The sequence below is a fragment of the Patescibacteria group bacterium genome (assembly GCA_038064855.1).
Lineage (GTDB): Bacteria > Patescibacteriota > Minisyncoccia > Ryanbacterales > GWA2-47-10b > SICQ01.
On sequence record JBBTSE010000005.1, the window covers coordinates 27,971 to 40,801 of the forward strand.

Here is a 12,831-nt window from a genome sequence, read left to right on the forward strand (position 1 = left end):
TAATGGTTGTCCCGGGGCATAGTTTAGGCGTCGCCGTGGTCGTCTTGACAGTATTGGTAAGTGTTGCATTACTACCACTCTCGATAAAAATGCGTCGTTCACAGCGTGTGATGCAGGAGATCCAACCTGAAATAGAGAAAATGCGTCAGCAGACCAAAGATAAGAACGAGCAGGCACGGCGTACTATGGAGCTTTACCGAGAAAAGAACATTAACCCTTTTTCTGGGTTTCTTTTTATTTTAGTTCAAATCCCCCTCTTTTTCGCTCTTTTCAAAGTACTCAAGAATCTTGGTAGTCTTGCTCATGATGCGTATGACTTCCTTCCTCTTTTTCCACCATTTAATCCACACTTTATCGGCGGTATTGATCTTACCAGCCCCCACATTGTTCTCGCGGTCTCGGCTGGTGTTTTCCAACTCATACAAGGTATCCTCACTCTTAAAAGTCAGCCAAAAAATAAACAACCGACCAGTGAATTTGCGAGCGCCTTACAAAAACAAATGGTTTTTACTATGCCTCTTTTTATTGTACTCATCAGTATGCAGTTGCCGTCAGCTATGGCACTGTATTGGACTACTTTGAGTCTCTTTGCTATAGTGCACGAAGGATTTGGGAGATTTTATGGAAGAGATGCAAGTAACAACAACCAATAACAAAGCAATTGAATGCGCCCGTGAGTTTTTGGCCGCGATGAATGTCAACGCACGCATAGAAGAAGGCGTGATTGGCGATTCGGTGGCCTTACTCATCCATACAGATGACGCCGGTCTCTTGATTGGCGAAAACGGCGATAATCTCCAGGCTTTAAACTATATTCTTCGCCGCGTCATCGAACGAAAAACCGGTACCCCTGAGGCGCAGCTCATGATCGATGTAAATGACTACCAGCGCCGTAGATTTGATGATTTACGAGATAAGGCGCGTATGGGCGCGCAACGCGTGCGATACTTTAAAAAAGAAGTGACACTCGAACCCATGACTGCCTTTGAGCGACGCATTGTACATATGGCGCTCCAAGAATATCCCGATATTGCAACCGAATCAGAGGGCCAAGGGCTCACACGACGCGTTGTTATCAAACCCCTCGTTATCTAATTACTACCAGTACTCGTGGCGGTATCAGTAAGGCGGAGACTCCACAGCATGGAGTCTTTTTTGTTGATAAAGAAAAAATAATCTTCTTTTGGCGAGAGCATAGGTTGTGTCATATCAAATGCACCACCTTCCAAAAGAGATGAGGCATCTCCCGTATTGATATCAATTTTCCAAAGAGAGTCGTCAAAGCTGACTTTTCCTTTCCACCAACCGTCAGGTACCGGTTCGGCGCCAAGACTCCATGGGATCGCACAGTATACTGTCGAGGTCGCGCTCCCCGACCAGACGCATTTTTCAGGGAATGTTTTAAATGAGAGCTCTTTTCCTTGCTGTGGCGTACGCCTATCATGCAAGACGAGTGTCGGGCGCTTGCCGTCCCCCTTGACCTCTAGCGTAAGAAATTTATTACTACCCGTATCCCACAGCACATCGAGGCCATACACATCAGCAAGAATAGTTGATGCTCCCCCACCCGTAGTCGGTATAGTCTGAAGAATAGATGGAATAAAAGCAGTCGATCGTGTCTGGAGTGCTAAAAGTGTTTTTGATACCCACGAGAGTTCTGGGTTGGGCAAAGAGGTTTGGAATACGGTTTTCGGGGTTTTACCCTGCGGGGTTGTGATGACGACAGTGTATAAAGAACCGTTTTTTATGATACCAGCGATTTTCTCTTCTGTAGGTGAGAATTTTGGCGACACGATTTTGTCGTCGAAAAGCCCACTCTCGATAGTCGAGGTGCCCGTGAGATGTATCCAAAATCGGCGTACCGTTATTTCATTGAGAGCGGTGACGAGTGTGTAGGCGCGCGACGGCGACCATGAAGCATCCATGATGTTGGGGATAGAAAAGTTTGTAAGACGCTCCTCTGGTTTCAAACCGTTAAACGATGAGGCAAAGATATGCCCCGTACCGCGTTTAAAATACAAAAGTTCGTCTTTGCGTATCGTTGCTCCTACTACCGGATCTTTTGATATTTGCACGAGACGCCCTATCTCATCTGCAGTAAGCGGAGGTGTAGTGGTGACTTGATCACCACCTTCATTCTTTGGTGGAAATATAGCATCTCCACCGCCACCACTTCCCCCATCCGTACCTCCGGTATCAGGAAGGCCGCCACCATCCCCCCCTCCAGTACCTCCCCCACCAAATGGTCCAATATCACTTCGTAGAATAAAATAAAAAATAATACCAACAAGGACAAGTAAGAGAAATCCGAGTGCGACGATATAGTTGCGGGTATTGTTATTCATGAGAGCAGATTGTTGTGTTACCTGATGATTTTTGAGCCACTATACACGAGGATGTCTGTTGGTTGTTTTTTATGCATTGTTCAAGTTGTACTTGTGAGCAGGGAGTGCACTCTGCCCCACGCGGGCAGACAGTTCTTGCTATACGCACACAGTAATAGTCTCCTACGGGATTGATACGGCAGGCATTTTCGGAAGGGCATTCGCCGTACATCGCATCGCCACACAACGGTTTTTGAGGTACAGATATCTTTGTGTCATTACTATCTCCACCAAACAAACCCAGAAGAAAACCTCCGGCATCGGGAGTAGGTCCTCCGCCAGGATCGGTACCATTTCGCCGTTCTATATCGATTTCAAGGGTAATAAGCTTTGGGTTGATGGTTTCCAAAAGAAGTACGGATCCGGCGGCAAGCAAGAGGCCTAGGATGGCGTTGGTCATCTTATCTTTACCATCTTTATTCCCCTCTCCCCCGTCGCTAAACATATATTGGATAGCGCCGAGTGTGAACATGACGAGCGCGAGTATCGAGGCGACGGAGAGTAAGAAAGGAAAAAGATATTGAGCATAGTCGGTAAAGTTTTTTACCGTCGGTTCTCCTCCAGGAAGAGGGGTTGCAAGCTTGTAGATGACTTCTTGAGCATACGCGAAGTCCACGCTCGATAGCATAAGTGCGGACATGATAAGGAATTTTTTCATATCAGTTTCCTACTTGTATGATAACCTGCGCCGATCCTCGCATAAAGACATTTTTTGGATTTTCATATGATACATTGACGGATTGTGTCCCGGTACTACCCTCTTCTGACGAAAGGCGGAATACGCGCGATTGAGGGTTTTGATTTGCCAATTTTTGACTATTGACGCGCCACGAGTAGAATAGACGATCAAGATCTTGACTGTGAAGATTAAATGGTTCAAATTGCAAAACGATATCCTTGCCAGAAGGAGTTTTTATATTTTTGAGAGCTTGCCAGTACTTTAGTCCCAACAGAGGGTCGCGCTCATAAAAGATAAGCTCCGGTCGGTATGCCCGCATAGTAAAAGATTCTTCATGCACGATTCGTTCGCGGGCATCCTTACCACGCACCGTTATTTTATATTCAATATTTGCACTCGAACCAGTGGTGTAAGAAAAAGTATTCTTTCCTTTTCCATTCACGCCCGACGAGCTTGACCGCGGGGCGTCGTTGATGAGCCACTCGTAAATAATATCTTGCGATGAGAGTACGGTGGTACCAATGCGAAAGTCAGGTATAGCAAAAACTTTTATGGGCGTGCCAGGAGGCGGTAGTGTTTTACCTCGGTACCATGCTGGTGTGTGGGTGTCTGCGCCCCAGGTGATGTAAATGCGCGCTGGCCGTATTGTTTTTGATATCTCATATATTTTGCCGGTGGAGGTTGTAATAACCACACGAATGCTCTCCGCGGTACCGAGGTCGCCCAGGGTGAAGCCGTACGATACATTGCCACTCCCAGAGCTGACGCGCTTGTTGTTGTGGTACCAAACGATGGCCGATTCCCCAAGGTTGAGAGAATAGGTATCTACAGAGATTCGTATCTGCGTACCAGGCTTAAGATCTTTACGATTAAGGCGCAGTCCCAGCTTAACAATTTCTTGCCCGTTGACTGCCTTGATTGATTCCAAATTTTTTTCGATAGCTTCGGTTCGTTCTTTCTCAAATGCTTCCCGTTGTTCTCGAATTTCTTTATCTATACGGGCCCGTTCCTCTAGTACTTTCTGTAAAATTTCAGGGGGCAGTTCGGTGCCAGACGGAAAAAAGTCTTCCAAAGTAGAAGTGGAGAGTGTTTGGGCAAGCACACTTGTCCAAAGTGTCCCCAGAATCATCATACTACCTATGAGTGCGAGAATGCGTTTCATTGTATACATCTAGTATATCAAAACTTGTTAGTCTCCATCCAATTCTTTTTGCAATGATTCTAATTGAGCCTTGGTCGATGTGTTGAGCGCGGCGAGATCCGCCTTTGCCTTGCGCGCACGCTTTTTGAGTAATCTAATAGTATGGATGACAGTCACGGTGGTACCGGGCAGGTTATTGACCAGAGGTAACCCATCAACAATGAAGCCGAGTACAAAAAGCCATGCGCGCATATTCATTTTTGCCCGTTGTTTGAGAAAGTATCCCTTGCCGAACATAAAGTAATAAAGGATCATACTCACGGCGTACCCCGGCAATTGTCCTATGATAGGTATCTCCCCAAAGCCGAAAAGGAAGTCAAGACCAACATCGAGCAATCCATCCTTGAGAAATGCGAGAAAGAGCAGAATACTAATAGCGACAATATCATTGCCATCGCGGATTTGTTTTTCAAGTTTGGCAGCGATCTTTTTGGCGAGCTCTCTGACCTCTCTTTCAACAAATCGCACTGCACTCCTACGAGAGACCGCTAGCGTCTCCTGGTAAGCCCATTCTTTTGCCTGTCCGGTTAGTGTTTCTGCCATATACTATTTTTCATCTCCCACTTCGTCTTTTGCTTTCTGTATCGCCAAGAGTTCAGCTGGGTCCGATGTGATGATTTGATGTTCGGTATACGATGCTTGGATTTTGATAGCAATATGCTTGAGCCCCGCAAAGAATATCCCCTCGCCCACATCTGACTCAAGGAGTAAGAACTTTTCTTCTTCGGTCATATTAAATATTTCCTGTACGGCATTGATTGACGCAGGCGACTGTTTGAGAAGTATCTGAATTGATGAGTTAGTGATGATGGGCTTGCCGTAGGGGGACGACACAAAGTCAGCGACATCTTGGGTGATGGTCGCAAGGCCCAAATAGTATTTGCGTGCGCGCTTAGCAATACCGTAGAGAAATGATGCGCTATCAGGGTGCTTCATCATGATCCATGCTTCATCTACTACCAGTAGGCGCTTGCGGAGCGACCTACGCACCGCACTCCAGATGTGGTTGATGATGAGATACATGGCGATGGGGCGAAGCTCATCTTCCATATCGCGGATGGAAAACACCGCGAGACGCACATTGATGTTTACATTGCTTGGTTGGTTGATGAACCCTGACCAGGTGCCTTCGGTATATTTTTTGATACGCATCGCGAGCGACTCCCCTCCCTCCATACTTGCGAGTACCAACGCCAAGTCCGACAGTATGGGCGGCGTTGTCTGTGAAAAATCAGCGTCAACGGTGATGTCTTTGGTAGCATAGGTCTCAGTGATTGCGCGATCGATCACTGCGTCTTCCTGCGGCGAAAGACCGCCGAGCATGAGGCGGAAAAGACCTACCAAGCCAATAATATGTGAGCGAAGGATATCTGCGGGCGACTCGTCTTCGCGCGGCACCGGAAGATCAAAGGGATTGATATGATGCTTTGAGGTAAGAGAAATATTAAAATAGCGTCCTCCCACGGCTTCGGCAAGATATTCATATTCTCGTTCGGGGTCAATGACAATAACATCAACATCAAACATGAGTGATCGTAAAATCTCGAGCTTTGTGGTGTATGATTTGCCCGAGCCAGATTTTGCAAACACAATTGAGTTATAATTTTCAAGACTAAACCGGTCAAAGAGTACCAGTGAGTTGTTGTGCCGATTGATACCAAAGAGAATACCCTTGTTTGCTGTCAGGTCAAAAGAGGTAAACGGAAATGCCGATGATGCAGGCGAAGAATTGAAATAGTTGTGTACCACAAGCTCATCTTGGCAGTAGGGAAATACGGTCGTCATCCCCTCTCGCTGCTGAAAGAGCGCTGGCTTGGTGTAGACGAGGCGCGCCTCAAGCATTGATTTGATCTCCACTTCTTCACGGTTGAGATCTTCGAGTGTGTCAGCATATACCGTCAGATACAATCCAAAAAGAAAAAGCTTTTCTTGCGCTTGCGAGAGTTTATCACGCAAGTTTTCAAGATCCTTGTACGCAGTATCGAGCATAGGATCGCGCACGAGGCCCTTTTCCTCGCGTTCTGATATTTGTGACTGAACCTCCGCCACTTTTTTGCGGAGCTTGCGCAATATGATACCGGTATCAACGGGATGAAAGAACATCGCGATATCAAAAATCTTGTCGAGGTTAATAACGCCCGCAAACCAATTGGTCGCCAAGTACCGCGGGTACGCAAAGACAAAGATGGTGCGTGCAAATTTTTCACCAAGGCGAATATAGCTCGAACTCACCTCAAAGGCAGATGGCGCGATGACATCTTTGAGTCCTAAGATTCCCGATTGGTAGATTTCTTGCGGTACTACCGGCAAGATATCCAACCCTTCTTGTTTTCCACCAAAAATATTAAGAATTGCCATACTTTATTTTTTTTCCGGCATACCACCTATCTGAGGCGCCTTTCCTTTCTCGGTTTCCTCAGGATTATAAAGGCCATAGTAGAGTTCGATGAGTTCTTCAGTATTGAGAGGTACGGCACGCACGCCCGCGCGGACGAGCCCTTGGGTGACCGTATCAACGCGCTGCCAAAGCTGTGTGCGATATTCAGCAAAGTTTTCTTCAGCAATGAGTGGCTTCCCCTCTTCTTTTTTCTTAAACATATTTTTGATCGAGTCCATCATACCCTTTTTATTTTTGAGTGCGAGTGAGGTCGGGTTAAATGGTATGACAACATAAAATGCTTTGGAGACGATATTACTTGTCTCGACAAACTCTTTGACGAAGATGATGTATTCAGTGATCTGGATACGCAAGAGTTCTTGGGTTTCTGCTTTCTTGCGTTCGCGTAGCGTCTCCAAATAGGGCTCGATATTGAGTTTGCGTGACTGAATCATGATTTGTATGGAGAAATCGAGCGAATTGAGAAAGTTTTGGTATTGTGAGATGATCGCGTCTTGTTCGTCGGGCGATTTCAGGGCGAAGTTGAGAGATGAGGCCATGAGCACCGCGCGCAAGGATCCGTCATGCATGACAACCACGCCATCGCGTATTTCTTCGATTGGTACGATATCTTGCGATGCTTTGGCGTGACGCGCGAGTTGTGATTGGGCGGCTGGGGGCATAGTTAATTGTCTCGTTTGAGTTTTTCGTTAATATCCAGCGACCACGAAAGATTTTTAAGGCGACTCTCGGTGAGGCGTGGTACATGTGGCGTTGTTTGAGTCATGACGGGTTGAGTTGCTTTTATTCTTTTGTCTTCACGCTTCCATATATAGAGACGAGTACTCATGACATGGTTGATGGCATTGTTGAGTACCGCGACAAAGGGTTGCCCGTTAATCTTAGCAAAGGCGAGCGAAAGGAAAAGACTGATCCAACCAAGTGTGAGTGGCCAAAAGATAATACTAGGGAGACCAAGCCCAAAAAATAAGAGCGCTCCACCACCAGCGGCAAGTATATAGAGAAATTGTTTTGCCGAGAGCGGACCGATTATCTTATCTTCGATCTCAATATATTGGGGTACTTGAAATTGTTGCATAGTCTATAGTATTGGTTCGCGGTACACATCGCCCGCCTTAGGAATATCGGTCGTCGACGATTTTTTTGTGTCTTTTGCTATTTCGCGAAATTCGGGGGCTTTCGGTGCGATGCTCGGCTGGTTTTGTGTCATGGCGGTGGGACTCGACTGCTCTTCGTGCAGTTTTTGAGGAAAAATCATTGGGGCTACCGACGGTTGACCTTTTGATGATTTTTGCTCACTTCCCTGCATAGGCATAGCAAATGATGAGGGGCGAAATGCTGGCGACGGGTCCGCATCAAATGCTCGCGGAGTAGCTACCACTTTCTCTGCCGGCTTTGGCTCTTTTACCGCTGAGAAAATATGATCTTGGATAGGCAGAAATACTGCCTGATTGAGGTCGGTGACAATCTCTCCTGCCTTTTGCGCTGATACTCCACATGTTTGCATTACATATTCAGGAAATTCTTTTGCGGGGATAAGCCCAAGCATTACATATCCGACCTCTTCGGCAAGATTGCCCATGCGGTCGAGCAAGAGGCCATGTTTTTTGCCGACTGCCTGTATTTTATCTGCTGTCGCTTCTTCAAAAATCGCATCTTTAACAGGATCAGGGAGCCGATCGTACGCGTCGATTATTTGTTGTTGGGTAAATGTTTTCATAGATTAGGGTGCCGGCGGTGGTGCGGCAGGGGGCGTCGCAGGTGGCGCACCGGGGGCGGCAAACTGGCCGGTGTTTACATCGCGGCGAGAGAGAGGGGTGCCATCAACAATAAGACTGCGTGCAGGAGCTGATTTCATAAGTTTCAGAAGATTCGTGTTGATGAGGTAGTCGCGCGACACATCTGATTCTTTATATTTACCCGCTCTATCTGCTGTACTAAGTTTCTCAAACTCTGCATCGGGGAGGACGCCATCAAGAAAATCTTCAAGATCTTTGCCGGTCTTGCCGACTTTGCGCTCAAGAGATTCTTTGATGGCATTTGCATTTTCACCCGTTTGTGCCACGCGGCGCATGTCATTTGCAGAAAAGCTCTTAAACATAACATCTTCAAAGTAAGGGTTATTGATCGAATCTGGTTTGAGTTTGGTGAGTTGCTTCTCATCCATATTCGAAACGCGGTCGTTGACCAATTTTTGGTAGGCCTGCTGTTCAGAGGTGGGCGCTTTTGGATCATAGGTGCCTGGTGGTGCTTCAACACCATGAAGAATCTTGATGGATCCCGCAACACTATTAATCTCTTTCGTAAGATTTTCAAATGCTTCGCGCGCATCCGGATCGATGATATCATGCGAGTTCTGGAGTTTTTCGGTATCAACTTTGTTTTTGATAGCTGCGCGCTGGAAATATTGGTCGCCTTCGATAGTTCCCTTGCGTAGTTTGGCCAGGTCTTTTTCTCCGAGACTCTTCACATATTTATCTACATTATCTTGGTACATCTTTGTTTCCGCATCGCTCGTTTTTCCTTTGACGGGCTTTTCGTCACCATGTAAGATCTTCATCGCTTGCTCGACACTACCTGATGCGATGGCCACTTGGCGTTCGTAGTCTTTATTCGGATCAGTTGAATGGATTGATTTTGCAAACGCTACCTGCTGGCTCGTGTTCATCTCCTGGACCGTGCGCGCTTTTTGCTTTTCATCCATTGTTTCAAATGCCTTTGCTTTTCCTCGAGCATTCAGCGTGGTCATGAGTGAGGCGGCGGCTCGAGGTTCGAGTCCCTTCACGCGTGTTGCTTGTTGATCCGCCATCTTTGCGCGTTCAGCATCACGCTTTTGAATCGCCGCCCCCGGTACGCGGAGTGCCTGTCTGGCCAATGGTACGCGCGCGAGCGCTCGTCCCACGGCGGTGTTGGAGACTTTTTCCGACGCCCAGCCAGCAGGTCGGAGCGCACTTTCGTAGAGTGCGCGGTTGCCCAATGATTTACCCTTGCCGGCAAGATATTTGCTTGCCGCTGTTGCCGCTCCCGCTCCGCTGATACTCATCTTCTGTGCTACCAAAAGACCGCCCACCACAAACATAGTAAGGATGGCAAAATTGAGTATAAGTTGGATCTTTTGAGTAAACAGACTTGCGCCAGTCGCCGCCCACTGACTATTGGAAAACATTGCACCCGCTAAACCATCTTTGTCAGCATTCACCATCTTTGCGATGACGCCGTACTTGATGGCGGTGATACTGATATAGAGCGTGAACATAAATGCAGGGTAGAAAAACGCGTGCTTAAAGAGAGTTTCAAACCATTCACCTGATATACTTGAGGTTTTCGGCAATACCCAAAAGAGAAACGCAAACGGAGCTAAAATAAGTACGAACCACAAGACGACGATGCGGGTGATGAGCATGGCCATGGCGGCCACAAGCACAATAGAGACGACAACAATAAGTATAATGGCAAAAATCTCAGCAATAATGATATCAATGAGGGTGTCGGCAAGTTCGGAGGCAGCTGGTTTTGGTGCATCAGGGGCTCGCATAAGAAGTTTTGACGGATGAAACCCACTGATAAGTGTCGTCGATATATCAAGTGTTTTGTGTGTTGTGTCTATAGTTCCATCAGGATTTTTTGCAAAATTACCGATTTCCCTATCTTCGCTGGTCGACATGTTGATATAAAAGGTATTTCCAAGGGCATTAGAAAAGTCGATGATCAAACCGGCGATAGGCAAGCTAAAGTTGACCAGCAATGCTGAGACGATAAGCTTCCAAAGAAGCGTTTTCATGCCGTACGAATCGTAACGGATGATGGTGGCGATAGATATGATGAGCAGGAAGAAAATATAGAAAATATTTGCTACATCGCGTGCAATTATCCAACCCACATTTACCATCGGTTGGTTGTGGAAGGCGCCGTTTTGTATCACCAGCACCATATTGAAAAGTTTTGCGATTGCCCACAGGAGCCATGACGCAAATTGTACAAATAGATAAGCGATTCGCGCGAAGAAATATGACGCGCAAAGCCCAAGATTAGCAGGCATGAAGAAGTTCAATCCAGCAGAGGCGCAGGCATCGCTCAGGTTGTCGAGTCCGCTATGTTCTGCCTTTGGTTCCGCGGCCAGTGCTGGTAACGCCCCCAATAAAAGAACAAGTGCGACAAGCGCGAGAGATGTGATCAGTATGATGCGAAGTTTTTTGTTCATAACATTCTATCAGTTTCGTACTTCATCAAATCCTCTTTTAATCGCACCCTGAATAGCCGCACTCACCGTCTCGGCTATAAGTTCGGATATTTCATCGGCGGCCATCAACCCTTCCATGTTTGAAGAGATAGAGGGCCTGACCGCATCAGCGACCGCTTGACCGACGGTTCTGCTTTTGTATTTTTTGCATACTCGTTCAATTTCAGTCGATCCTTCCTCGCTCGAATAAGGTGCCTCAGTTTCTTCCCATTCAATACATTCGCGTACGGGTTTATATCCTTGGCCGGTTTCGGTTTCAAGTCGGACATCGCCCTTGCGTATATCCGCACGGTACATCTGCTCTTCAAAGAGTTTGAGTTGAAATCCTATAGCATTGTTGTTGCTATTGCGCATTTGGAACCAGTTATCAAACCCGCCCGATTCAAAATTGTCGGTAAATCGTTCGAGGTTGCCTACTGCATCGTTGATCGTACATCCAGCACCAAATCCCCGTTGCCTACGGTAGTTACCCAGCTCAAAGATAAGGTCAGGACCAAAATCTTGGCAGAAAAAATCATCATCTTGTCCTAATGTGTTAGCAAGCTCTGCGAGTAAGGCGCCCGACGCCTCATCTCCTACCTCGGAGAAGTACTGACCGGGGTTTTGTACAAAGAGTGGCCCGCCACCCTCAAATCCGCCTGCCATCCACGAGAGTGTGTCTGCGATAAGTGCCTCTTTGATTTGGGAAACCGCCAATTTCACCGCCGTATCAATGAAATATTCTTTATACCAGAGTGCCTCCGTAGAGTCTGATGTGAGGGAATTATACGCCTCTTGTATGACGGTGCTTATCTCATTGAGAATATCGAAGACAACATCCATAAAGTCTTCAACGATGGTCGCATTGGCTGGCTGAGCGTTACCAAGAAAAAGACTAAAGCAAAGCGCTATGCCGATGATGTACTTTGCGTATCTCATGAGGTCGGCTTGGTGAAATAATATTTTGCGTAGTGAGAGTCTTGATCGGTGAAGACAATGTTTTGCTTCTGTGTTGTTTCCCGTGCTGTGTTGATAATCTTTACGCCGTCTTGTACGAGCAATACATAGTGTTGCATGCCGATTGTTCCCAAAATCGGATCGGTATCCAAGAGAGATATATGGTGAATGGCAAGCGCTGTGTTTGCCATGAAATTCATGAACGAAAGATGAAACTCACTCAGTTCACCGGGCACGGGTACTCCCTTGAGCTCTGATGCAAATCCGGCATACTTTGAGCGAAAGCCTGCGATACGCGCCAATGTCTCCTCACGCTCCTCATCGCTCATGGCGGTACCATCTCTATTTTTTTTCTCGAGGAGCCCACGGAAGATTTCTACTCCCCCGATTTTTTCACCTACTTTTTGTTTGAGCGGAAAATATTTTTCTCCTATGCGACCTACAGTGTTAAAGTATGTTTTTGGATCCGAGGACGCGCTGATGCGTAGATCATTTTTGGTATAAGGGTTCCGTTGATCGAGGATTTTTTCAGTCGCCGCGATAGTGTTGTTGGTAACCTCATTTTTTATCGATTCGTTAAAATCATCTTTGGTAAGGGTGCCGGTTTCTTTGACACGCGCCTCCATGTATTGAGAAAGGCTTCGTTCGAGCTCCATGGTTGGTAGGGTCAGCGTACCGTCTTTATCAAGAATCTCATTTTGAAATGCCAAGGTACTCGCACGGTCAAGGCCATCGAGGATGCCGTTGCCGTCAGAGTCGGGGTTTTGGGGGTCGGTTCCCGCGATAAGCTCCTCCCAATCTTTGAGACCATCACCATCAGTATCGCGCTGGCTCGTCGGGTCGATTACTTGTGCCCGTATCGAGCTCTTGGCCGCTAGTTTTTCTCCCCTACCAGAGGCGAAAAAGACCATACCACCGGCCGCAAGGATGGCTAGAAACAAAAAGACTAGTTTTTTTGAGGGAAGATAATTCAAAACGCAAGCGTATACCCCT

The 12,831-nt window shown here is 46.9% G+C and carries 13 protein-coding genes; 2 read left to right on the forward strand and 11 right to left on the reverse strand.

The window, feature by feature from the left end; all coding sequences use genetic code 11:
• The first annotated feature begins 2 nt into the window (after nucleotides 1-2).
• Together AAB417_01840 and AAB417_01845 are read left to right on the forward strand one after the other, a co-directional pair.
• Nucleotides 3-653 carry a YidC/Oxa1 family membrane protein insertase gene (locus tag AAB417_01840; protein MEK7630747.1) on the forward strand — a complete coding sequence of 217 codons (651 nt, stop codon included), beginning with the start codon at nucleotides 3-5 and terminating at the stop codon, nucleotides 651-653.
• Nucleotides 631-1,095, forward strand: a complete 465-nt coding sequence (locus AAB417_01845) for a R3H domain-containing nucleic acid-binding protein (GenBank protein MEK7630748.1) — start codon at nucleotides 631-633, stop codon at nucleotides 1,093-1,095. The genes AAB417_01840 and AAB417_01845 overlap by 23 nt, the downstream gene beginning before the upstream one ends.
• Here the strand turns inward: AAB417_01845 and AAB417_01850 are convergent.
• The 11 genes from AAB417_01850 to AAB417_01900 are packed head-to-tail and all read right to left on the reverse strand — an operon-like array spanning nucleotide 1,092 to nucleotide 12,812.
• On the reverse strand, nucleotides 1,092-2,345 hold the full coding sequence (locus tag AAB417_01850; protein MEK7630749.1) for a hypothetical protein: 1,254 nt from the start codon (nucleotides 2,343-2,345) through the stop codon (nucleotides 1,092-1,094). The genes AAB417_01845 and AAB417_01850 overlap by 4 nt on opposite strands.
• Nucleotides 2,338-3,042, reverse strand: coding sequence for a pilin (locus AAB417_01855; GenBank protein ID MEK7630750.1), 705 nt, complete (start codon nucleotides 3,040-3,042; stop codon nucleotides 2,338-2,340). The genes AAB417_01850 and AAB417_01855 overlap by 8 nt, the downstream gene beginning before the upstream one ends.
• A gap of 1 nt (nucleotide 3,043) precedes the next feature.
• Nucleotides 3,044-4,225: a hypothetical protein gene (locus AAB417_01860; protein ID MEK7630751.1), complete on the reverse strand. Its 1,182-nt coding sequence runs from the start codon at nucleotides 4,223-4,225 to the stop codon at nucleotides 3,044-3,046.
• 27 nt (nucleotides 4,226-4,252) lie between these two features.
• On the reverse strand, nucleotides 4,253-4,807 hold the full coding sequence (locus AAB417_01865; GenBank protein ID MEK7630752.1) for a hypothetical protein: 555 nt from the start codon (nucleotides 4,805-4,807) through the stop codon (nucleotides 4,253-4,255).
• 3 nt (nucleotides 4,808-4,810) lie between these two features.
• Nucleotides 4,811-6,622, reverse strand: coding sequence for a DUF87 domain-containing protein (locus tag AAB417_01870; protein MEK7630753.1), 1,812 nt, complete (start codon nucleotides 6,620-6,622; stop codon nucleotides 4,811-4,813).
• Between the two features lie 3 nt (nucleotides 6,623-6,625).
• The gene (locus AAB417_01875) at nucleotides 6,626-7,324 is read right to left on the reverse strand and encodes a hypothetical protein (GenBank protein ID MEK7630754.1); all 699 of its coding nucleotides are present in this window, start codon (nucleotides 7,322-7,324) and stop codon (nucleotides 6,626-6,628) included.
• Nucleotides 7,325-7,326: 2 nt separating this feature from the next.
• Nucleotides 7,327-7,740, reverse strand: a complete 414-nt coding sequence (locus tag AAB417_01880; GenBank protein MEK7630755.1) for a PrgI family protein — start codon at nucleotides 7,738-7,740, stop codon at nucleotides 7,327-7,329.
• A 3-nt stretch (nucleotides 7,741-7,743) separates the two neighbouring features.
• Nucleotides 7,744-8,382 (reverse strand): hypothetical protein, encoded by a 639-nt coding sequence (locus AAB417_01885; GenBank protein MEK7630756.1) that lies wholly within the window; start codon nucleotides 8,380-8,382, stop codon nucleotides 7,744-7,746.
• A gap of 3 nt (nucleotides 8,383-8,385) precedes the next feature.
• Nucleotides 8,386-10,863 (reverse strand): hypothetical protein, encoded by a 2,478-nt coding sequence (locus tag AAB417_01890; GenBank protein ID MEK7630757.1) that lies wholly within the window; start codon nucleotides 10,861-10,863, stop codon nucleotides 8,386-8,388.
• A gap of 9 nt (nucleotides 10,864-10,872) precedes the next feature.
• The gene (locus AAB417_01895; GenBank protein ID MEK7630758.1) at nucleotides 10,873-11,820 is read right to left on the reverse strand and encodes a hypothetical protein; all 948 of its coding nucleotides are present in this window, start codon (nucleotides 11,818-11,820) and stop codon (nucleotides 10,873-10,875) included.
• On the reverse strand, nucleotides 11,817-12,812 hold the full coding sequence (locus tag AAB417_01900) for a hypothetical protein (protein MEK7630759.1): 996 nt from the start codon (nucleotides 12,810-12,812) through the stop codon (nucleotides 11,817-11,819). Before AAB417_01900 ends, AAB417_01895 begins: the two co-directional genes overlap by 4 nt.
• Nucleotides 12,813-12,831 lie beyond the last annotated feature (19 nt).

What these genes read in the sequence shown, in the direction of transcription:
- AAB417_01840 (MEK7630747.1), top strand. Translation starts at nt 3, where the DNA reads ATGGTTGTCCCGGGGCATAGTTTAGGCGTCGCCGTGGTCGTCTTGACA.
- AAB417_01845 (MEK7630748.1), top strand. Translation starts at nt 631, where the DNA reads ATGCAAGTAACAACAACCAATAACAAAGCAATTGAATGCGCCCGTGAG.
- AAB417_01850 (MEK7630749.1), bottom strand. Translation starts at nt 2,345, where the DNA reads ATGAATAACAATACCCGCAACTATATCGTCGCACTCGGATTTCTCTTA.
- AAB417_01855 (MEK7630750.1), bottom strand. Translation starts at nt 3,042, where the DNA reads ATGAAAAAATTCCTTATCATGTCCGCACTTATGCTATCGAGCGTGGAC.
- AAB417_01860 (MEK7630751.1), bottom strand. Translation starts at nt 4,225, where the DNA reads ATGAAACGCATTCTCGCACTCATAGGTAGTATGATGATTCTGGGGACA.
- AAB417_01865 (MEK7630752.1), bottom strand. Translation starts at nt 4,807, where the DNA reads ATGGCAGAAACACTAACCGGACAGGCAAAAGAATGGGCTTACCAGGAG.
- AAB417_01870 (MEK7630753.1), bottom strand. Translation starts at nt 6,622, where the DNA reads ATGGCAATTCTTAATATTTTTGGTGGAAAACAAGAAGGGTTGGATATC.
- AAB417_01875 (MEK7630754.1), bottom strand. Translation starts at nt 7,324, where the DNA reads ATGCCCCCAGCCGCCCAATCACAACTCGCGCGTCACGCCAAAGCATCG.
- AAB417_01880 (MEK7630755.1), bottom strand. Translation starts at nt 7,740, where the DNA reads ATGCAACAATTTCAAGTACCCCAATATATTGAGATCGAAGATAAGATA.
- AAB417_01885 (MEK7630756.1), bottom strand. Translation starts at nt 8,382, where the DNA reads ATGAAAACATTTACCCAACAACAAATAATCGACGCGTACGATCGGCTC.
- AAB417_01890 (MEK7630757.1), bottom strand. Translation starts at nt 10,863, where the DNA reads ATGAACAAAAAACTTCGCATCATACTGATCACATCTCTCGCGCTTGTC.
- AAB417_01895 (MEK7630758.1), bottom strand. Translation starts at nt 11,820, where the DNA reads ATGAGATACGCAAAGTACATCATCGGCATAGCGCTTTGCTTTAGTCTT.